Origin of the sequence: uncultured Kluyvera sp., assembly GCF_902485085.1 — a bacterium.
GTDB lineage: Bacteria > Pseudomonadota > Gammaproteobacteria > Enterobacterales > Enterobacteriaceae > Kluyvera > Kluyvera ascorbata.
In genome coordinates, this window is record NZ_CABTJS010000184.1 from 21,614 (window position 1) to 47,866 (window position 26,253).

Here is a 26,253-nt window from a genome sequence, read left to right on the forward strand (position 1 = left end):
CGTCGATGAAGTTGGTCAGGGTTCCAATCCCGGCACCTGATTTTGCAGGTACAACAATAGGGTACAGCGGTTAGTTGGGTTGGGCAATAGTGGGAGCTGGAAGGGGGATCGCAGAAATGAAAACGGGTAAGGGTACCGTAGGGGGATTGGGGGGAACGATGATTTACCTGTGAAGGACGGCTATGAGCGAAAAGTGGAAGTTCACAGTTGAATCGCCACTGGTTTAACAATTAGGCTGCCAACACTCGATTAGGAGTACTTACTAATTGATTGAGAATAAGATGTTCGCATATTATCAGTTAATCGCCAAGCAGCCTTCATATGCGTGTTTTTTAATGTTATTTATATGATGCTTTATATTTTTGAAAACGACATCAATGTATTGACTGGTGATAACTTATCTTTTAACTTATTGATTCTATCTCTATTTATTTCTGTAAAATTCAAACTTTTCTTTATTTCTTCAATGTTTTTCATATACATATCTTTTACGAATAAGGGTATGCGATTATCATTTTCTATCAGTGAACAATGTTTTTTAAATTCAACATCCTCATCAATTTCTTTTTCATCTAAAGCTCCAAGACTGTTGAGTTTTAGGATTAGCATTGATCTCATTACGATATCCAGTTGCATTGTTGCTTTTAATAGCAACGGCTCTACAGGTGTTGGGAGTAACACTCCCTTGTCGATAACATCGTCTGGCGTTAATACTCGTGTATTTCCATTAACAACGGCACCTCTAGTGCTAAGATCAAATCCACGGTGTACAATTGAATTCCTTAGCGTCCTAAAATAAAAAAGGTTACTGCCTATTGTTATTTTGATATCCTTCTGTATGCAGTTATTATTATCTTTCATATAATCTATTAGTGAAAATATAGACTCAATGTAAACGCCATGATTAAATCTTAAGTGTTCAATGTTTGCGGGTGGTGGGGTTTCAAGTAATGCTGTCTGCGCATTATTTATTTTCGTTAGATACCAATCAATCGAATTTAGTAATTCCATATGGATACCCTTTTTGTTATTAAGAATCTTGTGATTTTTGAGATTAGAGATTAATTTCTTCTCTTCGAAAGTTCACAAAGTTGGCACTGTATGAACAAAGTTAACTGACTTATGAGGGGCGCAGTAACCAAAACTTATTCTTCCAGTTTAACCTTAACTTGTGTATAACTTCAAGACTAACTCCTCTATATCAGTTATCAGTTATCAGTTATCAGTAGCTGCTGTCAGCGACGCTTTGTCATGTTTGTATCTACTTTCCATAACGTCATTCAATCCAAGTTGTTAAGAGGGGGGAAAGTGGATGGCTTCGTTGAGACGATCCGGTGCAAATTGAGCGTACCCCATTACCATCTTAATGTCAGCGTTATCATCCCTACAAAACTACCGAACCACTATCAGAGAGTCTCCGGTATTCCAACTTCTGCTTTTGGCACAAAGCAGCCCCACAAAATCCGCTCCAAATTTCCGCCGTAAAAAATAATCCGGCCCGGTATCTCTGGGCCGCCCTCCATCAATCCAAAACTGTCTGCACCTCCTCAATCACCATCTCTTTCATCACGTCAAAATCCCGCCACAGAGCGTGTCGACGGCGGTTTGGTTTAAGATACGGACGTTTTTTCGCTCAGCCGGACTACCTGTATGAGCTATCTTTCCATAATCTGCCCAACATCAATCCGATTACCATCCGGGTCGGCGAACACAAAAGCGCGAATACCGTACTCTTTATCCTGAATTCCTTTGACGATCCTAGCCCCTAGCGTCTGACAACGAGCGAATAGGGCGTTAGCATCATCAACAAGCAGATGAGCGATAGGAAAGGTTGCCGCTTTATGCTGTGTCTGGAGCGTCAAATGCAGTTCCGCCTCTTCGCGCTTCAATATCACAAACCCCACCGGATCGCCGTTTTCGAAAACGACTTCAAAATGGAGTCCATCAACGTAGAACGCTTTGGCAAGCTGGATATCTTTAACGGGGAGCACGGCCGCGATACGGCCAAATCTGACATGCTGCTGCATGACTAACCTCGTGGGTATAAGCAATGGATCCATAGCGCAGTGCGGTGCCGTTGCTATGCGGCTGGGCGGTGCCAGATTGAGGATGACGATAGCGTATTTTAGAACGGCGGGAAAACAAAAGTTTAATGGTTTGACGTCGGGGCGATCCCGGCGGCGCTGCGCTTGGCCGGGCTACAATCGAATGTAGCCCGGACTCCGCTTCGAACACAAAAAAACGACCCCATCGCTGAGGCCGTCTTAAATCGCAACTTACTTCTTCTTCTCGCCCAACGTCGGGGTCTCGTCAAAGAAGTTCCACGGTTTCAGCAGCGCGTGGGCCCACTCGGTTGGCATAATCGGCCACTCTTCGGCGCGCGCCACGTGGGTGGTGCCGGTGGTTATCCATACCACGTCATCGTGGTTGGTCAGCGACTCATCATCTTTCGCGTACTGGCCGAGGCCGGTATCGTGCACCGAACGGTTCGGGTATTTCCCTTCCGGATAGCGCTCATCCTGATGGTAACGGGTGACCCACAGCTGTTTATCCATAAAGCTCAGGCGGTGATAAATCCACTCGTCCGGGGCGAACTTCGCGCCGGTTGCCGCCGGGTGCGTGCCGCCTGCGTAAGGGATAATCTGGTAGGAGACCGGGTTACCCATACGGTTTTCTTTAGTGGTGTTGCTCAGCAGGCGAATCGTGCCCGGGTCAAATTTCTGCGCCGCTTTCTGCTCGCTGTCGATGGTGTACTGGTTCACCTGCATGGTACTGGTACGCGGGCCGCCCGCGGTGTTCGGCTTCACTTCCGGGTCCATCGCCACCAGGCTATTGTTTTCGCCGTCCACGTCGAGGTCGAGGCGGAAGTTGTAAATATGCTGGTGGGTGGTGCCGACAATATTATGGTCGATCAGCGTACCGTAACGAGTGTCGTCTTTGGCGCTAGGGTCGTGCATGGTTTTCGCCTTCACGCCCTTAACCGCTTCAATACCGGTCGCTCCGGCATCGATGCCGATGGTGCCGTTTTCGTGGAATACCCAGTCGAAGATGTAGTCGTAGTTACCGACGGTACTGATCCAACGGACCACCAGTTCACGGCGCTCGGTGCTGACGTTCGGCTGGCCCATCTCCTGGTGTTTGTACTCTGGTCCAGCGTAGCGTTCGAATACCGCCACGGCGCGAGGAATGGTGGTTGGCGTGCCGGTGTAGTCGGCGATGGTCTCATCCAGCAGTACGGCGTTGTTCGGCGCATCTTTGCCGCGCGCGATTGGCGAGGTCAGGGTACCCATGCCGTAGTCGCCGGAGTCGAGATACGCTTTGAAGTACCAGCCCACGTCCGGGTCGCCGTAAGGCACGATCATCCCGCCGAGCGATCCTTCGTACATCACCTGGCGCTTGGTGCCATTGTCGTTATAGGTCACGGTGGAGAGAATTGGCCCCACGCGGGAGTTCAGGCGCAGGTGGAAGTCCCAGTTCTGCCAGTGGATCATATCGCCGGTGATGGTGTAGTTTTTGCCTTCCGGTTCGATGATATCCAGCGGTTTCACCGTTTTAGCCACGCGGTCGCGGCCATCAAACGGACGGGCTTCCATCGGGACAGGAATCACCGGGCCTTCTTCAATCTTGATGATTTTCTTCTGCTCAAGGTCAACCACCGCCACCAGGTTTTCAATCGGGTGCGCCCAGTAGTTGCCGTCGCCGGTGTTCAGGTAGCTTACTACTTTGAGTAAACGCGCATCCTGTTTCAACCCGTCTTTACCGTCGAAATATCCCACCGTCAGCGGCGTTGTGACCACTTTCGTGCGGTCGGTAATACCGTGTTTTTTCAGCGCTTCGCCGTACTCGTCGCTGGCATCGATAATTTTCTGCACGCTGACGAAGTCGTCAATCAGCACCATGCCGTGCGCATCTTTAATCGGTGTCCAGGAGAGGACTTTTTTGTTTTGCAGGTCAATCACGGCTTCAATCACGTGCTTGCCGTCCAGCATCACCACGTCGGCGGTGCGCGGGGCATTAACCGGGGTGCCTTTTAGGGCAAAAGCCCATACCGCCTGTTTATCCGGTTCATGCAGGGAAATCTCGGTAAAGCGGGTGTTCGGCTGGAACTCCGGTGCGGCCTTCACAATGGTGACCGCTTCGCTGATTTCAGCGGAAGAGAGCGAGTTCAGCGGGTGCGGTACTTTCTCAACCTGGAAGGTTTGATCGAGGCCCGACTGGAAGACGTCGTTGATAAAGGTGTCGGATACCCACGCTTTACCGTCTTTCATCACCACCGGCACCTGCAGGTTCAGGGTTTTGCCGTTGACGATGGCGGTTTTCGCGCCCGGTTTTACCTTCACGAACGCCCCGTCTTTAATCAGGGTGTACATCTGCGCGTAATCATCCCACTGGACGTCCGCGCCGAAATCTTGCAGGGTTTTATCCATCGGAACCATATGCGCTTCGCCGCCGTGGGCAAATGCCGGAGCTTGCCAGGCGCAGAACAGGGCGACGGCCAGCGCCAGCGCTGTTTTACGGTTTGAACGAATCGAGCCTTTTGACATTGTGACCTCATTTTATCGTTATGTTGTGCCTTGCCGCTGCTACTTCGGCTTCAGTCTCTTAAGCTAACAGCGGAAGGTCACGAAGCGTTTGCTTGCGCTTGCCAGGTTGTTTGTCAGTTTTGCCAGTTACAAAAAATGCCTCCGCAGAGGCATTGGGTTTTCATGTGGTGCATTCCCGGCGTCGCTTCGCTCGGCCGGGCTACGAGTTCATTTTGTAGCCCGGCCGAGGCGTAGCCGACGCCGGGGTCTTACGCCGGGAAATCCCCGTGCTGACGCGCAACCAGCGTCAGAATGGAATACAGCGCCACCGCCTGCTGATGCTGATTGAAAATCTCCACCGCCCATTCCACTACGCCGGTGGCTTTTTCTTCGGCGTTGCGCTGGCGTTTGACCGTTTTACGCTTACAGGTGAGACGCACCTGAATGGTATCGCCGGGTTTCACCGGTTCGATAAAGCGCAGGTTTTCCATACCGTAGTTGGCGATCACCGGGCCGACACCCGCATCAACAAACAGACCCGCAGCGGCGGAAATCAGGAAGTAACCGTGCACCACGCGTTCGCCGAAAATGGAGTCGGCGGCGGCAATCTTGTCCATATGGGCATAGAAGTGGTCGCCGCTGAGGCAGGCGAAGTTGACGATATCCGCTTCGGTTAACGTACGGCGCGGAGTCAGCAGGCTATCGCCCGGCTGGATCTCTTCGAAATACTTACGGAACGGATGAATACGATCTTCCACCACCTGCGCGCCGCGCACCCATTGCTGACTTACCGCCGCCAGCATGGTTGGGCTGCCCTGAATGGCGGTGCGCTGCATGTAGTGTTTCACCGCACGCAGGCCGCCCAGCTCTTCACCGCCGCCTGCACGTCCCGGACCGCCGTGTACCAGCTGCGGCAGAGGTGATCCGTGACCGGTGGATTCTGTCGATGATTCTTCGTTCAGTACCTGAATACGCCCGTGTGCGCGGGCCGCGCCGAGGATAAATTCGCGCGCCAGTTCGCCGCTTGCCGTCACCAGCGTGCCCGCCAGGCTGCCTTCACCGGCGCGAGCCAGCGTCATCGCGTGTTCGCTATTCTTATACGGCATCAGAGTGGCGACCGGGCCAAAGGCTTCAATCGCATGCACCGCGGAAACTTCATCCGGCTGCGCGCAGAACAGCAGGGTTGGTGGGAAGAACGCCCCGGCCGCGTTGAGATCCGCTTTGCCCCCCAGCAGCACTTCACATCCGGCTTCCACCAGACGGTTAACGTTGTCCTGCACGTCCTGACGCTGATCGCTATTGACCAGCGAGCCCATCTTCACGCCTTCCTGCGCCGGGTCGCCGACCACCACTTTTTGCAGACGAGCAATCAGCGCGTCGCTCACCGCTTTCACCTGAGCCTGCGGCACGATAATGCGGCGGATAGCGGTACATTTTTGCCCGGCCTTGGTGGTCATCTCGCGGACCACTTCACGGATAAACAGCGCAAATTCCGGCTGCTCTGGGGTGACATCGTCGCCCAGCACGCAGCAGTTCAGCGAGTCCGCTTCCATGGTGAAGGGGACAGACTTCGCCACCAGGTTCGGGTGCACGCGCAGCTGCTGCCCGGTATGCGCTGAGCCGGTAAAGGTCACCACGTCCTGGCTGTCGAGGTGGTCGAGCAGGTCGCCCGCGCCGCCGCAGATAAGGCTAATCGCGCCGTCCGGCACCAGACCGCTGTCGATGATGGCCTTCACCATCGCTTGGGTGAGTTGGGCGGTAGCGGTCGCCGGTTTGATGATTGCAGGCATCCCGGCAAGCCAGGTCGGTGCCAGCTTCTCTAACATGCCCCAGCAAGGGAAGTTAAAGGCATTGATGTGCACCGCAACGCCGGACTTTGACGTCAGCACGTGGCGTGCGGCAAAGCCACCCTGTTTGGACAGCGGGATCAGTTCATCTTCAGGCCACAGCACGTCGTCCGGCAGTTCGCGGCCGCCCAGACTTGCATAGGTGAAGAGGGTGCCGATACCGCCTTCGATATCCACCCAGCTATCGCCGCGCGTTGCGCCGGTTTCGGCGGAGATGGCGTAGAAATCGGCCTTGAGATCCATCAGATGTTTGGCGACCGCCTTCAGCATCGCGCTGCGTTCAATAAAGGTCATCGCCTGAAGCGCTTTGCCGCCGTGCTCAATGGCGAAGCGACGCGCCTGCGCCATATCCAACCCTTCGCTTGTCACTTCCCACAGCGGTTCGCCGCTGATGGCGTGGTGAATGGTACGGGCACGGCCCCGGCCGGTTTGCCAGGTGCCGGACAAATAGCTGGCTAACTGCTGCATGGTGTTTCTCCAGATATGTTACGTAAACCTGCCTTTAATAGTTCTTTTCTGAATCATGAAAAGCAAGTCTGATTTTAATAATTTATTAACAATGCGATCGCTGACACTTTACGTGTATTGATTATGATTCGGTTTAACTGCGATAAATCAACGGGTATTGCGGTACTCATCACAAAATTCACAAACAAAATTTGTGGTTTTATTTAACTAAGATGTAACTTTTATAAAACAACATGATTCACAAAAATTGATTTGTTGAATTTATCGGAATCATAAGGTGATGACGTGACAACAGAAGAACAACGCTTTGACCAGCGCATCGCGCAGGATACAGCCATCGAACCGCAGGACTGGATGCCGGACGCGTACCGCAAGACGCTGATCCGCCAGATTGGCCAGCATGCGCACTCGGAAATCGTCGGCATGCTGCCGGAAGGTAACTGGATCACCCGCGCCCCAACGCTTCGCCGTAAAGCGATTCTGCTGGCGAAGGTGCAGGACGAAGCCGGGCATGGCCTTTATCTCTATAGCGCGGCGGAAACCCTCGGCTGCGCGCGTGAAGACATCTACCAGAAGATGCTCGACGGGCAGATGAAGTACTCCTCCATCTTTAACTACCCGACGCTCACCTGGGCGGATATCGGCGTGATCGGCTGGCTGGTCGATGGCGCGGCGATCGTCAACCAGGTGGCGCTGTGCCGCACCTCTTACGGCCCGTATGCCCGTGCGATGGTCAAAATCTGCAAAGAAGAGAGCTTCCACCAGCGTCAGGGCTTTGAAGCCTGTATGGCGCTGGCGGCAGGAAGTGAAGAACAGCGTCAAATGCTGCAGGACGCCATTAACCGCTTCTGGTGGCCGGCGTTAATGATGTTTGGGCCGAGCGACGACAACTCGCCGAACAGCGCCCGCAGCATGGCGTGGAAAATCAAACTGCATTCCAACGATGAACTGCGTCAGCGTTTCGTCGACAACACCGTCCCGCAGGTCGGGATTCTCGGCATGAAGGTGCCGGATGCGGACCTCTATCTGGACGAGTCCACCGGTCACTATCGCTACGGCGAAATCGACTGGCAGGAACTGAATGAAGTCATCAACGGGCGTGGTATTTGCAACCACGAACGTCTGGGCGCCAAGCGCAAAGCCTGGGAAGAGGGTGCATGGGTGCGCGAAGCCGCGCTGGCTCATGCCGAAAAACAACGCGCTCGCGATGCCGCCTGAGGAGAAAAAAGATGAGCAAAACATACTGGCCGTTATACGAAGTATTTGTCCGCAGCAAACAGGGTCTGTCGCACCGTCACGTGGGCAGCCTGCACGCCGCCGACGATCAGATGGCGCTGGAAAACGCGCGTGATGCCTACACCCGCCGCAGCGAAGGCTGCTCCATCTGGGTGGTGAAGGCGAGCGAAATCGTCGCCTCCCAGCCGGAAGAACGCGGTGAGTTTTTCGACCCTGCTGAGAGCAAGGTCTACCGTCATCCGACCTTCTACACCGTGCCAGACGGCATGGAACATATGTGAGGCAACGATGAACACGCAAAACCCCGTTGCAACCTATGCACTGCGTCTTGGCGATAACGGCCTGGTGCTGGCCCAGCGTTTAGGCGCCTGGTGCGGCCACGCGCCGGAGCTGGAAATTGACCTGGCGCTGGCCAATATCGGCCTCGACCTGCTGGGACAGGCGCGCAACTTCCTGAGCTATGCCGCGGAACTGAACGGCAGCGGCGACGAAGACACGCTGGCCTTTGGCCGCGACGAACGCCAGTTCAGCAACGTGCTGCTGGTCGAACAGCCGAACGGCAATTTCGCCGACACCATCGCCCGTCAGTTCTTTATAGATGCCTGGCACGTGGCGCTGTTCAGCCGTCTGGTTAACAGCCGTGACGCGCAGATTGCCGCCATCGCCGCCAAAGGGCTGAAAGAGGTGCGTTATCACCTGCGCTTTAGCCGCGGCTGGCTGGAGCGTTTGGGCAACGGTACCGACTACTCCGCGCAGTTGATGCAGCAGGCGGTCAACAGCCTGTGGCGTTTCACCGGCGAATTGTTTATGGCCGACGAGCTGGATATCAGCCTGAGCGAGCAGGGCATTGCCGTTGACCCGCGCGAATTAGCGGCCGAATGGCAAACGACGGTGCACACCGCGCTGCTCGACGCCGGTCTGCAGATCCCTGAAGAAGCGGCGTTCCGTCGCGGCGGCAAGCAGGGGCTGCACAGCGAACATCTCGGCCCGATGCTGGCAGAGATGCAGTATTTACAGCGGTCGTATCCCGGCCAGCAGTGGTAGCAGGAGGTGGCTATGCAACGTCTCGCCGCAATCGCACCCCCGGAGGTTCGTACCGTCTGGGGATTGTTAAGCGCCATTCCAGACCCGGAAGTGCCGGTGCTGACCATTACCGACCTCGGTATGGTGCGCCGCGTTGAGCGTCACGGCGACGGCTGGGTGATTGGCTTTACGCCGACCTACTCGGGTTGCCCGGCCACCGAACATCTGCTGGGTGAAATTCGGACGGTGATGGCGGAGCACGGCTATACGCCGGTGCATATCGTACTGCAGCTCGACCCGCCGTGGACCACCGACTGGATGAGCCCGGATGCCCGCGAGCGTCTGCGTCAGTACGGTATCAGCCCGCCGCAGGCTCATACGTGCCACGCCGAAGAGATGCCAAAGGATGTGGTCTGCCCGCGCTGCGGCAGTACCCACACCTCGCTGATTAGTGAATTCGGTTCTACGGCCTGTAAAGCGCTGTACCGCTGCGATAGCTGCCGTGAACCCTTTGATTACTTTAAATGTATTTGAGGCTGCGATGACAACATTTCATTCGCTTACCGTGGCAAAGGTCGAACCGGAAACCCGTGATTCGGTCACCATTACCTTTGCCATTCCTGATGCACTGCGTAGCGTCTACGCCTTTCGTCCGGGCCAGCACCTGACGCTCAAAACCCGCCTGGGCGGGGAAGAGTTACGCCGCTGCTACTCCATTTGCCGCAGCCGCTCGCCGTCTGAAATCAGCGTGGCGGTCAAAGCCATCGACGGCGGTCGTTTCTCCCGCTATGCCCAGAGCGATATTCAGCAGGGTATGGAATTTGAGGTGATGGTGCCGCAGGGGCACTTTGGCTACCAGCCGCAGGCCGAGCGTGAAGCGGAATATCTGGCAATTGCCGCCGGTTCCGGCATTACGCCGATGATGGCGATTATTGAAGCGACGCTGACGACCGAACCGGCCAGCCAGTTCACCCTGATTTACGGCAACCGCAGCAGCCACAGCATGATGTTCCGTCAGGCGCTGGCTGACCTGAAAGACCGCTACCCGCAGCGTTTACAGGTGGTGCATCTGTTCAGCCAGGAGTCGATGGACAGCGACCTGCTGCAAGGGCGCATTGACGGCGCCAAGCTGCATGCACTGGGCAAAACGCTGCTTGATTTCAGCCGCTTTGACGACGCCTTTATCTGCGGCCCGTCGGCGATGATGGACGAAGCCGAAGTGGCGCTGCGCGAACTGGGCGTGCCGGAAAAATCCATTCACCTCGAACGCTTCAATACGCCGGGTACCAGCGTGAAACGCGCCACCGGCGTGCAGGCGGAAGGCCGCACGGTCACTATTCGTCAGGATGGCCGCGATCGCCTGATTTCGCTGAACGCCGAAGATGACAGCATTCTTGATGCGGCGCTGCGTCAGGGCGCTGACCTGCCGTTCGCCTGTAAAGGCGGCGTCTGCGCCACCTGCAAATGCAAGGTGGTGAGCGGTGAGGTGGCGATGGCCGCCAACTATAGCCTCGAAGCCGATGAAGTGGCGGCGGGTTATGTACTGAGCTGCCAGGCGCTGCCAACCAGCGGCGATGTGGTGGTCGACTTCGATGCGCGGGGGATGGCATGAGCGAACTGCTGATTACCCGTCATGACCGCGTGCTGCAACTGACCCTGAACCGCCCGCAGGCGCGTAATGCGTTAAACAACGCGCTGCTAACGCAGATAGCCGACGCGCTGGAAACCGCGGCGGCGGACGCCAGCATCAGCGTGTGCGTGATTAGCGGCAACCCGCGCTATTTCGCTGCCGGTGCTGACCTCAACGAGATGGCAGAAAAAGACCTGCCCGCCACCTTCGACGATATTCGTCCGCGTCTGTGGGCACGCATTGACGCCTTCAACAAGCCGTTGATTGCGGTGGTGAACGGCTACGCGCTGGGCGCGGGCTGCGAGCTGGCGCTGCTGTGTGACCTGGTGATTGCCGGTGATAACGCCCGCTTTGGCCTGCCGGAAATTACCCTCGGTACCATGCCGGGCGCGGGCGGCACGCAGCGTCTTATTCGCAGCGTCGGCAAAGCGCTGGCGAGCCGCATGGTGCTGAGCGGCGAAAGCATTGACGCCGAACGCGCACAGCAGGCTGGGCTGGTGAGTGACATTCACCCGGCGAATCTCTCAGATGAATATGCGCTGAAGCTGGCGGCGACCATCGCCAGCCGCTCACCGCTGGCGCTGCGGGCGGCGAAACAGTCACTGCGTCTGGCGCATGAAGTGAGCTTACAGGCTGGTCTGGTGCAGGAACGTCAGTTATTTACGCTGCTGAGCGGTACTGAAGATCGTCGTGAAGGCGTGAGCGCCTTTTTAGAAAAACGCACACCGGAATTTAAAGGACGCTAATCGTGGACGCATTCATTCTCAGCGAAGTGGAACAGGGCGTAATGACCCTCACCCTGAACCGCCCGGACCGACTCAACAGCTTTAACGACGTGATGCACCAGCAGCTTGCCGATTGCCTGAAACAGGCTGAACGCGACGACACCATTCGCTGCCTGCTGATTACCGGTGCCGGACGCGGTTTTTGCGCCGGACAGGATCTGAACGACCGTAACGTTGACCCGAGCGGCCCCGCGCCGGATCTGGGCATGTCGGTAGAACGCTTTTACAACCCGCTGGTGCGCCGTTTAGCCGCGCTGCCGAAGCCGGTTATCTGCGCCGTTAACGGTGTGGCCGCAGGTGCCGGTGCCACGCTGGCGATGGGCTGCGACATCGTGCTCGCCGCGCGCTCGGCGAGGTTTGTGATGGCCTTCAGCAAGCTCGGTCTGGTGCCGGACTGCGGCGGAAGCTGGGTGCTGCCGCGCGTTGCCGGTCGCGCTCGCGCCGTCGGCCTGCTGATGCTCGGCGATAACCTCAGCGCCGAACAGGCCGCGCAGTGGGGGATGATCTGGCAGGTGGTGGACGACGCCGAGTTGAAAGACACCGCGCTGACCATGGCACGCCATTTCGCCACTCAGCCGACCTACGGCCTGGGGCTGATTAAGAAAGCCTTACAGCTTTCCGAAACCAATACGCTTGATGAGCAGCTTGAGCTTGAGCGCGACTACCAGCGCATGGCCGGTCGCAGCGACGACTATCGCGAAGGTGTCAGCGCCTTCCTCGCCAAACGTCCACCACAGTTCAGCGGGAAATAAGCCATGAGCCAGACTCTTCACACCGTCGCCGTGATTGGCGGCGGCACCATGGGCGCCGGGATTGTTGAAGTAGCGGCCAGCGCCGGCCACTCGGTGCTGCTGTATGACATTTCCGCCGAGGCGATTACTCGCGCCATCGACGGCATTGCCCAGCGTCTGAACGCCCGCGTTAGCCGCGGCAAAGTCAGCGCCGAGCAGGCGCAGGCGCTGCTGGCACGCATTGCGCCAGCAATCGAATTAACGCAGCTAGCCGATGCACAGCTGGTGATTGAAGCCGCCTCCGAGCGTCTTGAGATTAAAAAGGCGCTGTTCAGCGAACTGGCAGAGATTTGCTCGCCGTCGGCGCTGCTGACCAGCAACACCTCGTCTATTTCCATTACCGCCATTGCGGCGGGCATCAAACATCCGGAACGCGTGGCGGGGCTGCACTTTTTTAACCCGGCACCGGTTATGAAACTGGTGGAAGTGGTGAGCGGGCTTGCCACCTCAACGGAAGTGGTCGAGCAGCTTTGCCAGTGCGTGACCGCCTGGGGCAAACAGCCGGTACGCTGCCGCTCCACGCCGGGCTTTATCGTTAACCGCGTGGCGCGCCCGTTCTACGCCGAAGCCTGGCGCGCGCTGGAAGAGCAGGTCGCATCCGCGGAAGTGATTGACGCGGCGCTTCGCGACGGCGGCGGTTTCCCGATGGGGCCGCTGGCGCTGACTGACCTTATCGGCCAGGACGTGAACTTTGCCGTGACCTGTTCGGTGTTTAACGCCTTCTGGCAGGACCGCCGTTTTCTACCGTCGCTGCTGCAACAGGAGCTGGCGCTGGCGGGGCGTCTGGGCAAGAAGAGCGGGCACGGTGTCTACCGCTGGCCTGTAGAAAATCAGCCTGAACTGGCGCTGGCTGCCGTTTCTGCTGACCGCGCGGCGAAAACCGTTAAAAGTGACGTTGTCACCGAATTGGACGATGTACTGCTGCTGGAAACCACCGGTGAAACCGCGCTGGCCTTAAGCGTGCAGCACCAGCGCCCGGTGGTGGTGTATGACCATGCGGCGGGAAATATCGTCGTGCTGGCAGGCGCGCCAACCAACCCGGATTCAGCCACCGACAAAGCGGTGTACTACTTCCAGCAGCAGGGCAAAAACGTGCTGCGTATTGCCGACTATCCGGGCCTTCTGGTGTGGCGCACGGTAGCTATGCTGGCGAACGAAGCGCTGGATGCGGTGCAAAAAGGCGTCGCTAACGCGGACGATATCGATACCGCGATGCGCTTAGGGGTGAACTACCCGCGTGGGCCACTGGCCTGGGGTGAATCGCTCGGCTGGGGACGCGTGCTGCGTCTGCTGGAAAATCTACAACAGCACTACGGCGAAGAACGCTATCGCCCAAGTGCGCTGCTGCGCCAGAAAGCGCTGATGGAGATGCGTCATGAGTAATGAAGCCTGGCGCAATGCCCGCGCCATGTACGAGAAGGACACCTGCGCTCGTGAGCTGGGGATTGAGCTTATCGAAATGGACCAGGGTTTTGCGCAGATGACAATGGTAGTCACGCCAAAAATGCTCAACGGTCACCAGACCTGCCACGGCGGTCAGCTGTTTTCACTGGCGGATACCGCGTTTGCCTACGCCTGCAACAGCCAGGGGCTGGCGGCGGTGGCGTCGGCGGCGAGCATCGATTTTCTGCGTCCGGCCTTCACCGGCGACCTGCTCACCGCCACCGCGCGGGTGAAACAGCAGGGCAAACTGACCGGCGTGTATGACATTGAAATTGTGAATCAACAGCAAAAAACCGTGGCGCTGTTTCGCGGCAAATCGCACCGCATCGGCGGCACTATTACAGGAGAAGTCTAATGCGTGATGCGTTTATTTGTGACGGTATTCGAACTCCGATTGGCCGCTACGCTGGCGGGCTAGCCGGGGTTCGCGCCGACGATCTGGCGGCGATTCCGCTGCGCGAGCTGCTGAGCCGTAACCCGACGTTAGACCCAACCTGTATCGACGATGTGATTTTCGGCTGCGCTAACCAGGCCGGGGAAGATAACCGTAACGTCGCGCATATGGCGACGCTGCTGGCGGGCTATCCGTACGGCGTGTCCGGCACCACCATTAACCGCCTGTGCGGCTCCGGTCTCGACGCGATTGGCTTTGCCGCGCGGGCCATTAAAGCGGGCGATGCGGACCTGATGATTGCCGGTGGCGTGGAGTCCATGTCCCGCGCGCCGTTCGTGATGGGCAAGGCGATCACGCCTTACCAGCGTCAGGCTGAAATGTTTGATACCACCATCGGCTGGCGTTTTGTGAACCCGCTCATGCAGCAACAATTTGGTACTGACAGCATGCCGGAAACGGCAGAGAATGTAGCGGAATTGTTAAATATCAGCCGTGCCGATCAGGACGCCTTCGCTTACCGCAGCCAGCAGCGTACCGCCAAAGCGCAGCGCGACGGCATTCTGGCGCAGGAAATTGTGCCGGTGCAGATTATCGGTAAGAAAGGCGCGGTCAGCGCGGTGCGTGAAGATGAGCATCCGCGCGCGGAAACCACTTTAGAGCAACTGGCCTCGCTGAAAACCCCGTTCCGTAAGGGCGGCGTGGTGACGGCGGGCAACGCTTCCGGCGTCAACGACGGTGCGGCGGCGCTGATTATCGCAAGCGAGCAGCAGGCCGCCGCGCAAGGCTTAACGCCGCGTGCGCGCATCGTCGCCATGGCGACCGCGGGCGTTGAACCGAAGTACATGGGGCTTGGGCCAGTTCCGGCGGTGCGTAAAGTGCTGGAGCGCGCCGGGCTGAATATTAACGATATGGACGTGATTGAGCTGAACGAAGCCTTTGCCGCCCAGGCGCTGGGCGTGCTCAGACAGCTTGGACTGGCGGACGACGCAGCGCATGTGAATCCCAACGGTGGCGCCATCGCCTTAGGCCACCCGTTAGGCATGAGCGGCGCGCGGCTGGCGCTGGCAGCGACGCTGGAGCTGGAACGACGCAATGGACGCTATGCGCTGTGTACGATGTGTATTGGCGTGGGTCAGGGCATTGCCATGATCCTCGAGCGAGTGTGAGCTAATTGACCTGCGAGTACCCTACAACATGACAACTACAACAAAATTAGATCCGATTGAAACCGCATCGCGTGACGAGTTACAGGCTCTGCAAACTGAACGCCTGAAGTGGACGCTGAAACACGCCTACGAAAATGTGCCGATGTACCGCCGTAAGTTTGATGCGGCGGGGGTTCACCCGGATGATTTCCGTGAGCTGAGTGACCTGAGTAAATTCCCGTGCACCACCAAACAGGATCTGCGCGATAACTATCCGTTCGATACCTTCGCGGTGCCGATGGAGCAGGTGGTGCGTATCCACGCGTCGTCCGGCACTACCGGCAAGCCGACCGTCGTGGGCTATACGCAGAACGATATCGATACCTGGGCGAACATCGTCGCCCGTTCGCTGCGCGCCGCTGGCGGCTCGGCGAAGGATAAAATTCACGTGGCCTACGGCTACGGCCTGTTCACCGGCGGCCTGGGTGCGCACTACGGTGCCGAGCGTTTAGGGGCGACGGTGATCCCGATGTCCGGCGGCCAGACCGAGAAACAGGCGCAGCTGATCCGCGATTTTAAGCCCGACATGATCATGGTCACGCCATCTTACTGCCTGAACCTGATTGAAGAGCTGGAACGCCAGATGGGCGGCGACGCGCGCGGCTGTTCGCTGCGTACCGGCGTCTTCGGCGCAGAGCCGTGGACCACCGGCATGAAGGCGGAGATTGAACGTCGCCTCGGTATTACCGCGCTGGATATCTATGGCCTGTCCGAAGTCATGGGGCCGGGCGTGGCGATGGAGTGTATTGAAACCGCCGACGGCCCAACCATCTGGGAAGACCATTTCTTCCCGGAAGTGGTCAACCCGGAAGACGGTACGCCGCTTGCCGACGGCGAGCACGGCGAACTGCTGTTCACCACGCTCACCAAAGAAGCGTTGCCGGTGATTCGCTACCGCACCCGCGACCTGACGCGTCTGTTGCCGGGCACCGCCCGCACCATGCGCCGGATGGATCGCATCAGTGGCCGCAGCGATGACATGCTGATTATTCGTGGCGTGAACGTTTTCCCATCGCAGGTGGAAGAAGAGATCCTCAAAATTGAACATCTGGCGCCGCACTATCAGCTGGAAGTCGATCGCCGTGGGCATCTTGATTCACTTTCGATTCGCGTTGAGCTGAAAGAGAGTAGCCTCGTGCTGAGCCACGAGCAGCGCTGCCAGATTTGCCACCATCTGCGTCATCGCATTAAGTCGATGGTCGGTATTTCTACGGATGTCAGCATCGTCAACTGCGGCAGCATCCCACGCTCCGAAGGCAAGGCCTGCCGCGTGTTTGACCTGCGTAAAGCCGCCGCCAACGGCTAAGCAATGTAGCCCGGCCGAGCGAAGCGACGCCGGGTTTTTCCACCGAACTACTCCCGGCGTCACTTCGTTCGGCCGGGCTACAAATTCCTGTGCTATGATTCAAAAAGGACAAAAACAACAACACTATGAATCATATGGAAAAACTCGATAGCTTTATTCAGCAGGCGGTGACCGCGATGCCGATCAGCGGCACCTCGCTGATTGCCTCACTGTACGGTGACTGTTTATCTCAGCGCGGTGGAGAAGTCTGGCTTGGCAGCGTGGCGGCGCTGCTGGAAGGGCTGGGCTTTGGTGAACGTTTTGTGCGTACCGCGCTGTTTCGCCTCAACAAAGAAGAGTGGCTGGACGTCGTGCGCATCGGCCGCCGCAGTTTCTATCGCCTGAGCGATAAAGGGCTGCGCCTGACGCGTCGCGCCGAGAGCAAAATTTATCGCGCCAGCGCCCCGGAATGGGACGGTACCTGGTTGCTGCTGCTCTCCGAAGGGCTGGAAAAAAATACCCTTGCCGAAGTGAAAAAACAGCTGATCTGGCAGGGGTTTGGCGTACTTGCGCCAAGCCTTCTGGCTTCGCCATCGCAAAAGCTGGCGGACGTCCAGTCGCTGCTGCACGAAGCGGGCGTAGCGGAAAACGTTATCTTCTTCGAAGCCCATTCGCCGCTGGCGCTCTCCCGCGCCGCGCTGCGTGAGCGAGTCGAAGAGTGCTGGCATCTGACTGAACAGAACGCCATGTATGAGGCGTTTATTACGCTGTTCCGCCCGCTGCTGCCGCTGTTACGCGATGCCGAGCCCGATGAGCTAACGCCGGAACGCTGCTTCCAGATTCGCCTGCTGTTGATCCATTTCTATCGCCGCGTGGTGCTGAAGGATCCGCTGCTGCCAGAAGAGCTGCTGCCCGCCCACTGGCTGGGCCAGACCGCGCGCCAGCTCTGTATCAACATATATCAACGCGTTGCCCCTGGGGCGCAGGCTTTCGTCAGTGAAAAAGGCGAAAGCTCGGTGGGCGAACTGCCCGCGCCGGGGCCGCTCTATTACCAGCGTTTTGGGGGATTACCCGAAGCGTAACAGGAGAAGCCATGCCGATTTACCAGATTGACGGGATGACCCCGGTTGTGCCAACGGAAAGCTACGTTCATCCGACCGCCGTACTGATTGGCGATGTGATCCTTGGCAAAGGGGTTTACGTTGGCCCCAACGCCAGCCTGCGCGGCGATTTTGGGCGTATCGTCGTCAAAGATGGCGCGAATATCCAGGATAACTGCGTCATGCACGGTTTCCCCGGGCAGGACACGGTGGTGGAAGAGGACGGGCACATCGGCCACGGCGCCATTCTGCACGGCTGTGTGATCGGCCGTAATGCGTTGGTTGGTATGAGCGCGGTGATTATCGACGGCGCGACCATCGGTGAGAACAGCATCGTTGGCGCGTGCGCTTTTGTCAAAGCGCGAGCGGAAATGCCCGCCAATCACCTGATTATCGGCAGCCCGGCTAAAGCGATTCGCAGCTTAACCGAGCAGGAGCTTAAGTGGAAGAAACAGGGCACGCGCGAGTATCAGGTGCTGGTCGAACGATGCCAGAAGACGTTGGTTGCCGTCGAACCGTTAACCGAAGAAGAGCCGGGGCGTAAGCGTCTGGAGTTTGATGAAAACCTGCGGCCGAAATCCGCTATTTAGGGTAGCGCAACGCCTCCACCAACAACGCAAACGCGGTGGTGTGCTGGCGGCGGCTAGGGTAATAAAGATAATAACCGGGAAACGGCGCGCACCAGTCGTCAAGCACGCACTGTAAACGCCCGGCGGCTACGCCATCCAGGACGGTGTCCTCAGGAACATAGGCCAGCCCCAAACCGGCTTCTGCGGCTTCAATACGTTGCGGCAGGCAGTTTAGGATCAGTTGCCCCTCAACGCGCACGCGCAGAGGCTCGCCGTTTTGTTCAAACTCCCAGGCATACAATCCGCCGCGCGTCGGCAGGCGCATATTAATACAGCGATGTTGCGCTAAATCGTGCGGCGTTTGCGGAACGCCATAGCGGGTAAGGTACTCCGGCGAACCAACGACGACCATCCGCATATCCGGGCCAATCCGCACCGCAATCATATCGCGCGCCACCTGTTCCCCTAAACGAACACCGGCGTCTAAACGCGCATCGACAATATCCGTCAGGCCGTTATCGACTGTCACCTCAATATTGATTTCCGGGTACTGCACCATAAAAGGCTTAATCAGCGGCCAGATAACGGTATTCATCGCATGCTCGCCGACGGTGAGGCGAATGTTGCCCGCCGGGCGATCGCGCGTATCGCGCAGCGCAGAAATCTCCTGTTCAATTTCCTGCAGGTGCGGGGTAAGCCGCTGATACAGCTTTTCGCCCGCCTCGGTCGGGGAGACGTTGCGGGTGGTGCGCGTTAGCAGGCGCACGTCGAGACGGCTTTCCAGATTGCGCATCGCGTGGCTCAGCGCCGACTGCGACACGCCAAGCTGCGCCGCCGCGCGGGTAAAACTGCGCTCGCGCGCCACGACCATAAAAGAGATGAGGTCGTTGATGTTGTCTTTAAGCATGGGATGTGGCCATTAATGAATCTGGTTCATAGCTCCAGAGGGATTTTTTTAGTTTAATGTTCGTCGCGCGATATGCAACCCGGGAACGTGAGTGAGAGGCCAATGAAAATCAATGTGGTAGGCACCAGCGGCGTGGGGAAGTCTACGCTGGCAAAGCGTCTGGCGGCGCTGTTTTCTGTGCCCTATATCGAAATGGATACGCTTTACTGGCGGCCAGACTGGCAGGGCGTAACCGATGAGGAACTCTTTGCCGCGCTGACGCAGGCAACCGCTGCGCCCGGTTGGGTACTTGACGGTAATTACAATCGCAGTCGCCCGGTAAAATGGCGCGACGTGGATCTGGTGGTGTGGGTGGATTACAGCTTCTGGCGCACCTTCCGCCAGGCGGTCTGGCGTGCCGCAAGCCGGGCGTGGCGACAACAGGAATTGTGGCCTGGCACCGGTAACCGGGAGAGCTTCCGGCGTTCCTTCTTCAGCCGTGACTCCATTATCCTCTGGACGCTGAAAACCTGGCGGCCAAACCGCGCGCGTTATCTGCGGGATATGGCCGATCCTGCCTGGCAGCATATCCGCTTTGTGCGGCTGCGCAATCAGCGTGAAACCGAAGCGTTTATCACGCAGTTGATGGCCGAAAAAGCGCGGCAATCTACCGCTTAAGCGCACGAAAAGGCAGTGGTTTACGCCAGGCTATGGTAGCTTTATGGCTCTAACCATAAGGAGCCCTGCAGATGCCACACGTTGATATCAAATGTTTTCCCCGCGACCTGAACGACGAGCAAAAAACCGCGCTGGCAGCGGACATCACCGAAGTATTAATTCGCCATCTGAATAGCAAAGAGGGCGCCGTTAGCGTTGCCCTGAATCAGGTACAGCAGAGCGACTGGCAGCAGGTGTGGGACACCGAGATTGCCCCACATATGGATGAGCTGATTAAAAAACCCGGCTACAGCATGTAAGCCTCTCGTAGCCCGGACGAGGCGTAGCCGACTCCGGGGAGCTCGGTGCCATTCCCGGCGGCGCTTCGCTTGGCCGGGCTATCCTTGCTGGTTACTCTGAAGGGGTGTTGGCGCGGATTTGTTTTCCGCTCGCGACGAACGTTCCTGCGCCGAGATGATGCAGCGTATTGCGCTTATCGTCGTCGAAATGCCAGCGCCCTGCGATGAATGCCTGCTCATCCGCGGCGGCGGAAACCACTTCGCCAAACAGCGTGTCGTATTGCCCGGCGGCGGCCGTGGCGGGCAGCAGTCGGCACTCCATCCACGCCAGACATTTCTCTTCAATTACCGGCAGCCCCAGCACCGGGCCTTTCACCACCGGAATACCGTAGGCGTTGAATTTATCCTCTTCGCGTCCGCTGACGCTGCCAACGGCATACGTCCAACTGGCGGCAGCGACGCCTGGTACCACGATGCCGAACGTGCCGTTGCGCTCAATAATTTCCCGCGACCAGGCGCTCTTATCGACCACGATAGCGATCCGCGGCGGCTCGAACTCCACTGGCATTGACCAGGCCGCGGCCATCACGTTGCGCCGTTTTGACTCGACGTCAAAGCTGGTAATGAGGATGGTCGGGCCGTGATTGAGCAGGCGGCTGGCGTGGTGAAGTTCAACGGGGCGAAAACGGCTCATAAGGATTTCCTGAATAATGGGATGCGGTTAACCACACACTAAATCGCAATAAAAGCGTAATCAATACGTCATATCACCTGCCTATAGTCGCCAGCACTAAGTCCCAAAGAGGATAACAATATGTTGGCTCCCCTGATCTTCATGCAGGTGAGTGCGGCCCGTCGGATTTCGACCGCGGGTGACGCATCGCTTTCCCATCGGGGAGGGCAAAAATGCGCGCGCTAACTGGCATTCGGCTCGACAGCGTTTCCTTCGCTTTCGGTGCCACCACCGTTCTTAATCACATCAACCTGCAGATCGATGCGGGCAGCATCGTGGCATTGCTTGGGCCTTCCGGCTGCGGCAAAAGCACGTTACTGCGCCTGCTGGCAGGGCTCACCGTTCCCGCTGAAGGTGAAATTCATTTCGGCGACCGTCTGATTGCCAGACCCGGCTGGGGGCTGCCGCCCGAACAGCGCGATATCGGCATGGTTTTCCAGGACTATGCGCTGTGGCCGCATATGACTGCCGCTGAAAACGTCGCTTTTCCACTGCGAATGCGCGGCGTGGCCCGCGATGAGCGGACGCGTCGGGTTAATAACGCACTGGCGATGGTTGGACTTTCCGGATTCGGCGAACGTAAGCCTTCCGGGCTCTCCGGCGGGCAGCAGCAGCGCGTGGCGCTGGCAAGGGCGATCGTCGCCGAACCACGGGTACTGCTGTTTGATGAGCCGCTTTCCAACCTCGATAGCGAACTGCGTGAATCGTTATGTCTGGAGATGAGCCGACTGCTGCGCCAGCTCGGCATCACCGCCGTGTACGTCACCCACGACCGCCGCGAGGCCGAACTGCTGGCTGACCGAATTGTGCACCTTTCTGCGGGCAGCATTGCTGCTGTTCGCACCGTTGATTCTACCTCAGGGGAACTTGTATGAAATCCGTTAAAAAAGGCGTTGCGCTCGCGATGATGTTATCTGCTTCGATGATTTCCAGCGCCCATGCGCTGACCGTATACACCGCAGGCCCAGGTTCTCTGGCAAAAAATCTGGCCAGCGGCTATGAAAAGAAAACCGGCGTGAAGGTGAATATCTTCCAGGCCACCACCGGCAAGGTGATGGCCCGTCTGGAAGCCGAGCAGGCTAACCCGCAGGCGGACGTGCTGATTTCTGCCTCGTGGGACACCGCTGAAGACTTGCATGGTCGTGGCTGGTTGCTGCCATATCAGAGCGGGAATGCCGATAAGGTTCCGGCGGCGCTGAAATCTACCGACTATGTGGCGCAGGGTATTTCGGCGCTGGGGATTGTCTGGAACACCAAAAGCGGTACTCCGGAGCCGAAAGAGTGGCGCGACCTGACCGAAGCGGCGTTTAAAGACAAAGTCACCACGCCGGACCCGGCGCTTTCCGGTGCCTCGCTCGATTTGCTGATCGGGTTACAAAATGGCATGGGTGATAAAGCCTGGGCGCTGTTTGATGAACTGAAAAAGAACGGCATGGTGGTGAGCGGGCCGAACGCGCAGGCGGTTACGCCGGTGATGCAGGGGGCGAAAGCGGCGGTATTTGGCGCGGTGGACTATGTCTCCTACGGTAATATCGATCAGGGCGAATCGCTGAAGGTGATTTTCCCGGCAAGCGGTACGGTGATTGCGCCGCGCCCGATGATGATCCTCAAATCCACACAACATGCGGATGAGGCGAAAGCCTTTGTCGACTACGTGCTGTCGCCGGAGGGGCAGGCAATGGTGGCCGAAGCGTGGCTGATGCCGGCTCGCAGCGATGTGTCGGCGAAACGCCCGTTGCTGAACGACCTGAAAGTGCTGCCAACCTCCAGCGATGGTAGCAGCGAGCGCAGCGCCGTTCTGGCTCGGTTTAATACGTTGTTCGGGCAGTAAATTTCCGTCGCCCGGCCGAGCAAAGCGACGCCGGGATTTAGCATTGTGTACAACCCCGGCGGCGCTTCGCTCGGCCGGGCTACAATCTGGAACCTCGGGTGAAACAAAAATCCCTCTCTTTCGTCACCCTCATCGCTCTGGTGGTGCTGGTGGCATTACCGCTCTTTTTCATTCTGTTGCAGGCTATTTTCCCACAGTTCAGCGCCGGTTCGCTGCATCGGCCGTTTAGCGGCATTGCCGCTTTACTAAGCGACCCGCAGCTGATGCCGATGCTCGGCGGAACCCTATGGATTGCCTGCGGCGTGGCGTTGATGAGCGTGATTGTCGGCCTGCCGCTCGGCGTGCTGCGCGGACTGTTTAACCTGCCGCTGCCGAAGCTGTGGGATCTGCTGTTCTTAATTCCGTTCCTCACGCCACCGTATATCGCTGCGCTGTCATGGATGCTGGTGTTGCAGCATAACGGCTACCTGCAGCAGTTGACCGGTTGGGATCTGAACGATCTACTGTTTAGCCGCACGGGGATTGTGCTGGTGATGACCCTGAATATCTTCCCGGTGGTCTATTTTGCCGTCTCCCGCAGCCTGCTGGCGAGCGGGCAGCGGCTGGCAATTGTTGCACGGGTTCACGGGGCGAGCGCCTGGCGGGCATTCTGGCACGTCACGCTGCCGATGCTTTCCCCGGCGCTGGCGGCGGGGATGCTGCTTGCCTTTACTCTGGCGATTGAAGAGTACGGGGTGCCCGCGGCGCTGGGCTCGCGGGCGGGCGTGGTGATGCTCACCGTAGGTATTGAGAAAAAACTCGCGGACTGGCCTATCGATCTCACCGGTGCGTCGCTGCTGTCGGTGCTGCTGATTAGCGTGGCGCTGCTCGCCTGGTGGTTACAAAAACGGCTGACGGGAACGACGGAGGTCACCAGCGTCACCGGAAAACCCGGGGAGAACAGCGGGGCGTCGCTTGGTGTGATGACGCTACCTGCGCTGCTGGTGATGGGCGGCGTTGGTGGCCTGGCGGTACTGCTTCCCGGCGCGTCGATGGTCGCAACCAGCCTGATGGGGACGCTTTCCGGCGGATTGAACATGGGCAACTTTACGTTGAAGCACTTTAGCGCGCTGTTCGTGCAGCAGGGCGATGCGCTGTCGGCGCTGGGTACCAGTTTATCGCTGGCGCTGGCGTCGGCGCTGATTGTCGGCCTGCTCGGGCTGGTGGCGGCCTGGCTGGTGCTGGTACAAAAAATCAAAGGCAGCGCACTAATCGATGCGCTGTCGCTGATGCCTGCCGCGCTGCCGGGAGTGGTGGTGGGCGTTGGGCTGATTCTACTGTGGAATCAGCCGTTCTGGCCGGTCTCACCTTACAATACATGGTTTATGCTGCTGCTCTCTTATTGCTGTCTGTTACTGCCGTGGCCGGTGCGTTATGTCGGCAGCGCCCTGCGTCAGTTGGGGAATAATCTGGAGCCCGCGGCGCGGGTGCACGGTGCGTCGCCGTGGCAGGCGCTACGGCTGATTGTCCTGCCGCTGGTGTTTCCGGCGCTGCTGGCGGCGATGCTGATGGTGTTCGCCGTTGCTTCCCGTGAACTGGTGACCTCGCTGCTGCTGGCACCGGCGGGGACGCAGACCGTAGCGGTGTTTATCTGGCGGCAGTTCGAGCAGGGTTCGGTCGGTCAGGGGATGGCGATGGCGAGCCTGACGCTGTTCGTCGGGCTGGCGTTAATGCTGACCGCGCTGGGGTTAATGCAGAGAAGTACACGGTAGGTTAACCGATCGCACAAATCGGTCAGTGGACCGGGCAAAATAGGTTATAAAGAACGGACACCAACGCTGGAGGCATTGATGACCCCTTTCTTAAGCGCCTATTTTGCCCGTCTCGGTTGGACGGGAACCCCTGACGTATCCATTGAGACGCTGCGCAGTCTGCATATCCACCACAACAGCGCCATTCCGTTCGAGAATCTTGACGTGCTGTTGCCGCGCGAGATGCACCTCGACGATCAATCACTGGAAGACAAGCTGGTTCACGCACGTCGTGGCGGCTACTGTTTTGAACAAAACGGTCTGTTTGAGCGCGTGCTGCGCGAACTGGGTTTCCACGTGCGCAGCCTGCTGGGCCGCGTGGTGCTATCGCATCCGCCGTAGATGCCGCCGCGAACCCACCGCCTGCTGCTGGTGGACGTTGACGGCGAGCGCTGGATTGCTGACGTAGGCTTTGGCGGGCAGACGCTGACCGCGCCAATCAAGCTGCTGGCGGATATTACCCAGACAACACCGCACGGCGACTATCGTCTGCTGTATGAAAATCAGGAATGGATTTTACAGTTCAGCCACCACGATCACTGGCAGTCGATGTATCACTTCGATTTAGGTCGTCAGTATGCGTCAGATTACGTGATGGGCAACTTCTGGTCGGCGCACTGGCCGCAGTCGCATTTCCGTCACCATTTGCTGATGTGTCGTCACCTGCCGGACGGTGGAAAAATGACGCTGACCAACTTCCACTTTACCCACTGGGATAACAACCACGTGGTCGAGAAGATAGATTTCCCGGACGTGCCCGCGCTGTACGAGGCGCTGCAAATCCGCTTTGGTCTGGGCGTAGACGACCCGAAATACGGCTTTAGCGTTAGCGAGCTGGAAGCCATAATGGCGGCATTCGACACCCACCCCGAAGCCGGGAAATAATATACGTTTACGTCATAACGTAACCTTCAGGGATGAGATGATGGCATTAACGCTTCGCGTATTGCTTGAAAACCAGCTGGCTCGTGGTGCCGATAGCGGACTCCGAGCCAAAGCGGGACTAAGCCTGCTGCTTGAGGATGAAACCACCTCGATTCTTTTCGATACCGGCCCTGATGACAGTTTCCGGCACAATGCCGCGCAGATGGGCATTTCGCTAGATAACCTCACGGCGACGGTGCTTTCACACGGTCATTACGACCACTGCGGCGGCGTACCCTGGCTGCCGGATAACAGCCGCATTATTTGCCATCCGACCATCGGCAACGAGCGCTATGCCGCGCTGAACGTGGCGGGGCGCAACCATAAAATCAAAAAGTTGTCGCTGGAGATTGATTACGCTCGCCATCGTATGGAGTACACCCGCGCGCCGCTGCACATTAGTGACCGTTTTATCTGGTCAGGCGAAATAGCCGTTGATAGCCCCAAAGCCTACGGGGTGACCGGCGATCAAACGGATTACGTGATTGATGAGGGGGTGTTGATTTATCTGTCCGAACGCGGGCTGGTCATTATTACCGGCTGCGGGCATCGCGGGATTATCAACATCGTGCGGCACTGCCAGCGGATTACCGGCATCAACAAGGTTCACGCGATTATCGGCGGTTTTCATCTGCGCAGTGCTTCACCGCGCACGCTCTGGCAGGTCAGGCAATTTTTACAGCAGCTTAAGCCCGATAAAATCATGGGCTGCCACTGCACCGGCGCGTGGGGAAAACTGTGGCTGCCGGAGGTTATCTCCCCGGCAACCGGCGACACCTTCACCCTGTAGACCGACGTCGCTTCGCTTGGCCGGGCTACGGAATGAGAGGCTTC

25 protein-coding genes and 1 pseudogene are annotated in these 26,253 nt (G+C 57.9%); 20 read left to right on the forward strand and 6 right to left on the reverse strand.

What is annotated here, in order from left to right; genetic code table 11:
* Nucleotides 1–354: 354 nt before the first annotated feature.
* The 4 genes from RDN66_RS23160 to paaZ all read right to left on the reverse strand — a co-directional run bounded on the left by RDN66_RS23160 (nt 355) and on the right by paaZ (nt 6,838).
* Entirely contained in the window at nt 355–1,011 is a 657-nt protein-coding gene (locus RDN66_RS23160) for a hypothetical protein (RefSeq protein WP_202218004.1), read from the reverse strand.
* Between the two features lie 644 nt (nt 1,012–1,655).
* Nucleotides 1,656–2,027 (reverse strand): glyoxalase superfamily protein, encoded by a 372-nt coding sequence (locus RDN66_RS23165; RefSeq protein ID WP_202218005.1) that lies wholly within the window; start codon nt 2,025–2,027, stop codon nt 1,656–1,658.
* Between the two features lie 249 nt (nt 2,028–2,276).
* On the reverse strand, nt 2,277–4,544 hold the full coding sequence (tynA, locus tag RDN66_RS23170; RefSeq protein ID WP_202218006.1) for a primary-amine oxidase: 2,268 nt from the start codon (nt 4,542–4,544) through the stop codon (nt 2,277–2,279).
* 248 nt (nt 4,545–4,792) lie between these two features.
* Nucleotides 4,793–6,838 carry a phenylacetic acid degradation bifunctional protein PaaZ gene (paaZ, locus tag RDN66_RS23175; RefSeq protein ID WP_202218007.1) on the reverse strand — a complete coding sequence of 682 codons (2,046 nt, stop codon included), beginning with the start codon at nt 6,836–6,838 and terminating at the stop codon, nt 4,793–4,795.
* 285 nt (nt 6,839–7,123) lie between these two features.
* On the opposite strand from paaZ, the gene paaA reads away from it, so the two are divergent.
* From paaA to paaY, 13 genes are all read left to right on the forward strand, one after another.
* Nucleotides 7,124–8,056, forward strand: coding sequence for a 1,2-phenylacetyl-CoA epoxidase subunit PaaA (gene paaA, locus RDN66_RS23180; protein ID WP_202218008.1), 933 nt, complete (start codon nt 7,124–7,126; stop codon nt 8,054–8,056).
* 11 nt (nt 8,057–8,067) lie between these two features.
* Nucleotides 8,068–8,355 carry a 1,2-phenylacetyl-CoA epoxidase subunit PaaB gene (gene paaB, locus RDN66_RS23185; protein ID WP_032943000.1) on the forward strand — a complete coding sequence of 96 codons (288 nt, stop codon included), beginning with the start codon at nt 8,068–8,070 and terminating at the stop codon, nt 8,353–8,355.
* Between the two features lie 7 nt (nt 8,356–8,362).
* Complete coding sequence (gene paaC / locus RDN66_RS23190; protein ID WP_202218009.1) at nt 8,363–9,118, forward strand: 1,2-phenylacetyl-CoA epoxidase subunit PaaC; 756 nt, start codon at nt 8,363–8,365, stop codon at nt 9,116–9,118.
* 12 nt (nt 9,119–9,130) lie between these two features.
* Entirely contained in the window at nt 9,131–9,631 is a 501-nt protein-coding gene (gene paaD / locus RDN66_RS23195; protein WP_202218010.1) for a 1,2-phenylacetyl-CoA epoxidase subunit PaaD, read from the forward strand.
* A gap of 7 nt (nt 9,632–9,638) precedes the next feature.
* A complete protein-coding gene (paaE, locus tag RDN66_RS23200; protein WP_202218011.1) occupies nt 9,639–10,709 on the forward strand; it encodes a 1,2-phenylacetyl-CoA epoxidase subunit PaaE in 1,071 nt (356 codons plus the stop codon).
* Nucleotides 10,706–11,473, forward strand: a complete 768-nt coding sequence (gene paaF / locus RDN66_RS23205; protein WP_202218012.1) for a 2,3-dehydroadipyl-CoA hydratase PaaF — start codon at nt 10,706–10,708, stop codon at nt 11,471–11,473. Before paaE ends, paaF begins: the two co-directional genes overlap by 4 nt.
* 2 nt (nt 11,474–11,475) lie before the next feature.
* Nucleotides 11,476–12,264, forward strand: a complete 789-nt coding sequence (gene paaG, locus RDN66_RS23210) for a 2-(1,2-epoxy-1,2-dihydrophenyl)acetyl-CoA isomerase PaaG (RefSeq protein WP_202218013.1) — start codon at nt 11,476–11,478, stop codon at nt 12,262–12,264.
* 3 nt (nt 12,265–12,267) lie between these two features.
* Nucleotides 12,268–13,686, forward strand: coding sequence for a 3-hydroxyacyl-CoA dehydrogenase (locus RDN66_RS23215; protein WP_202218014.1), 1,419 nt, complete (start codon nt 12,268–12,270; stop codon nt 13,684–13,686).
* On the forward strand, nt 13,679–14,101 hold the full coding sequence (gene paaI, locus RDN66_RS23220; RefSeq protein ID WP_035897858.1) for a hydroxyphenylacetyl-CoA thioesterase PaaI: 423 nt from the start codon (nt 13,679–13,681) through the stop codon (nt 14,099–14,101). The genes RDN66_RS23215 and paaI overlap by 8 nt, the downstream gene beginning before the upstream one ends.
* Entirely contained in the window at nt 14,101–15,306 is a 1,206-nt protein-coding gene (pcaF, locus tag RDN66_RS23225) for a 3-oxoadipyl-CoA thiolase (RefSeq protein ID WP_202218015.1), read from the forward strand. Before paaI ends, pcaF begins: the two co-directional genes overlap by 1 nt.
* A 28-nt stretch (nt 15,307–15,334) precedes the next feature.
* Entirely contained in the window at nt 15,335–16,651 is a 1,317-nt protein-coding gene (gene paaK, locus RDN66_RS23230) for a phenylacetate--CoA ligase PaaK (protein ID WP_035897384.1), read from the forward strand.
* A gap of 134 nt (nt 16,652–16,785) precedes the next feature.
* Entirely contained in the window at nt 16,786–17,712 is a 927-nt protein-coding gene (paaX, locus tag RDN66_RS23235; RefSeq protein ID WP_167540431.1) for a phenylacetic acid degradation operon negative regulatory protein PaaX, read from the forward strand.
* A gap of 11 nt (nt 17,713–17,723) precedes the next feature.
* Nucleotides 17,724–18,320, forward strand: a complete 597-nt coding sequence (paaY, locus tag RDN66_RS23240) for a phenylacetic acid degradation protein PaaY (protein WP_202218016.1) — start codon at nt 17,724–17,726, stop codon at nt 18,318–18,320.
* Here paaY and RDN66_RS23245 read toward each other — a convergent pair.
* Nucleotides 18,313–19,206 carry a LysR family transcriptional regulator gene (locus RDN66_RS23245; RefSeq protein ID WP_202218017.1) on the reverse strand — a complete coding sequence of 298 codons (894 nt, stop codon included), beginning with the start codon at nt 19,204–19,206 and terminating at the stop codon, nt 18,313–18,315. The two genes, paaY and RDN66_RS23245, sit on opposite strands and share 8 nt — an antisense overlap.
* 102 nt (nt 19,207–19,308) lie before the next feature.
* Here RDN66_RS23245 and RDN66_RS23250 point away from each other — a divergent pair, with 102 nt between their 5' ends.
* Nucleotides 19,309–19,863, forward strand: a complete 555-nt coding sequence (locus RDN66_RS23250) for an AAA family ATPase (protein ID WP_202218018.1) — start codon at nt 19,309–19,311, stop codon at nt 19,861–19,863.
* A gap of 71 nt (nt 19,864–19,934) precedes the next feature.
* The gene (pptA, locus tag RDN66_RS23255; protein WP_035897392.1) at nt 19,935–20,162 is read left to right on the forward strand and encodes a tautomerase PptA; all 228 of its coding nucleotides are present in this window, start codon (nt 19,935–19,937) and stop codon (nt 20,160–20,162) included.
* Nucleotides 20,163–20,253: 91 nt separating this feature from the next.
* Here pptA and RDN66_RS23260 read toward each other — a convergent pair whose 3' ends face one another.
* The gene (locus tag RDN66_RS23260) at nt 20,254–20,835 is read right to left on the reverse strand and encodes a flavin reductase family protein (protein ID WP_035897394.1); all 582 of its coding nucleotides are present in this window, start codon (nt 20,833–20,835) and stop codon (nt 20,254–20,256) included.
* Nucleotides 20,836–21,047: 212 nt separating this feature from the next.
* Between RDN66_RS23260 and RDN66_RS23265 the strand changes: the two genes are divergently transcribed.
* From RDN66_RS23265 to RDN66_RS23285, 5 genes and pseudogenes are all read left to right on the forward strand, one after another.
* A complete protein-coding gene (locus tag RDN66_RS23265) occupies nt 21,048–21,749 on the forward strand; it encodes an ABC transporter ATP-binding protein (protein ID WP_202218019.1) in 702 nt (233 codons plus the stop codon).
* Nucleotides 21,746–22,705 carry an ABC transporter substrate-binding protein gene (locus RDN66_RS23270; protein WP_202218020.1) on the forward strand — a complete coding sequence of 320 codons (960 nt, stop codon included), beginning with the start codon at nt 21,746–21,748 and terminating at the stop codon, nt 22,703–22,705. Before RDN66_RS23265 ends, RDN66_RS23270 begins: the two co-directional genes overlap by 4 nt.
* A gap of 98 nt (nt 22,706–22,803) precedes the next feature.
* Nucleotides 22,804–24,456 (forward strand): iron ABC transporter permease, encoded by a 1,653-nt coding sequence (locus RDN66_RS23275; protein WP_202218021.1) that lies wholly within the window; start codon nt 22,804–22,806, stop codon nt 24,454–24,456.
* Between the two features lie 78 nt (nt 24,457–24,534).
* Nucleotides 24,535–25,380, forward strand: a pseudogene (gene nhoA / locus RDN66_RS23280) (N-hydroxyarylamine O-acetyltransferase).
* A gap of 40 nt (nt 25,381–25,420) precedes the next feature.
* On the forward strand, nt 25,421–26,209 hold the full coding sequence (locus tag RDN66_RS23285; protein ID WP_202218115.1) for an MBL fold metallo-hydrolase: 789 nt from the start codon (nt 25,421–25,423) through the stop codon (nt 26,207–26,209).
* Nucleotides 26,210–26,253: the final 44 nt, after the last annotated feature.

Coding starts and splice junctions, on each gene's coding strand:
- RDN66_RS23160 (WP_202218004.1), bottom strand. CDS start 1,011: ATGGAATTACTAAATTCGATTGATTGGTATCTAACGAAAATAAATAAT.
- RDN66_RS23165 (WP_202218005.1), bottom strand. CDS start 2,027: ATGCAGCAGCATGTCAGATTTGGCCGTATCGCGGCCGTGCTCCCCGTT.
- tynA (WP_202218006.1), bottom strand. CDS start 4,544: ATGTCAAAAGGCTCGATTCGTTCAAACCGTAAAACAGCGCTGGCGCTG.
- paaZ (WP_202218007.1), bottom strand. CDS start 6,838: ATGCAGCAGTTAGCCAGCTATTTGTCCGGCACCTGGCAAACCGGCCGG.
- paaB (WP_032943000.1), top strand. CDS start 8,068: ATGAGCAAAACATACTGGCCGTTATACGAAGTATTTGTCCGCAGCAAA.
- paaC (WP_202218009.1), top strand. CDS start 8,363: ATGAACACGCAAAACCCCGTTGCAACCTATGCACTGCGTCTTGGCGAT.
- paaD (WP_202218010.1), top strand. CDS start 9,131: ATGCAACGTCTCGCCGCAATCGCACCCCCGGAGGTTCGTACCGTCTGG.
- paaE (WP_202218011.1), top strand. CDS start 9,639: ATGACAACATTTCATTCGCTTACCGTGGCAAAGGTCGAACCGGAAACC.
- paaF (WP_202218012.1), top strand. CDS start 10,706: ATGAGCGAACTGCTGATTACCCGTCATGACCGCGTGCTGCAACTGACC.
- RDN66_RS23215 (WP_202218014.1), top strand. CDS start 12,268: ATGAGCCAGACTCTTCACACCGTCGCCGTGATTGGCGGCGGCACCATG.
- paaI (WP_035897858.1), top strand. CDS start 13,679: ATGAGTAATGAAGCCTGGCGCAATGCCCGCGCCATGTACGAGAAGGAC.
- pcaF (WP_202218015.1), top strand. CDS start 14,101: ATGCGTGATGCGTTTATTTGTGACGGTATTCGAACTCCGATTGGCCGC.
- paaK (WP_035897384.1), top strand. CDS start 15,335: ATGACAACTACAACAAAATTAGATCCGATTGAAACCGCATCGCGTGAC.
- paaX (WP_167540431.1), top strand. CDS start 16,786: ATGGAAAAACTCGATAGCTTTATTCAGCAGGCGGTGACCGCGATGCCG.
- paaY (WP_202218016.1), top strand. CDS start 17,724: ATGCCGATTTACCAGATTGACGGGATGACCCCGGTTGTGCCAACGGAA.
- RDN66_RS23245 (WP_202218017.1), bottom strand. CDS start 19,206: ATGCTTAAAGACAACATCAACGACCTCATCTCTTTTATGGTCGTGGCG.
- RDN66_RS23250 (WP_202218018.1), top strand. CDS start 19,309: ATGAAAATCAATGTGGTAGGCACCAGCGGCGTGGGGAAGTCTACGCTG.
- pptA (WP_035897392.1), top strand. CDS start 19,935: ATGCCACACGTTGATATCAAATGTTTTCCCCGCGACCTGAACGACGAG.
- RDN66_RS23260 (WP_035897394.1), bottom strand. CDS start 20,835: ATGAGCCGTTTTCGCCCCGTTGAACTTCACCACGCCAGCCGCCTGCTC.
- RDN66_RS23265 (WP_202218019.1), top strand. CDS start 21,048: ATGCGCGCGCTAACTGGCATTCGGCTCGACAGCGTTTCCTTCGCTTTC.
- RDN66_RS23270 (WP_202218020.1), top strand. CDS start 21,746: ATGAAATCCGTTAAAAAAGGCGTTGCGCTCGCGATGATGTTATCTGCT.
- RDN66_RS23285 (WP_202218115.1), top strand. CDS start 25,421: ATGGCATTAACGCTTCGCGTATTGCTTGAAAACCAGCTGGCTCGTGGT.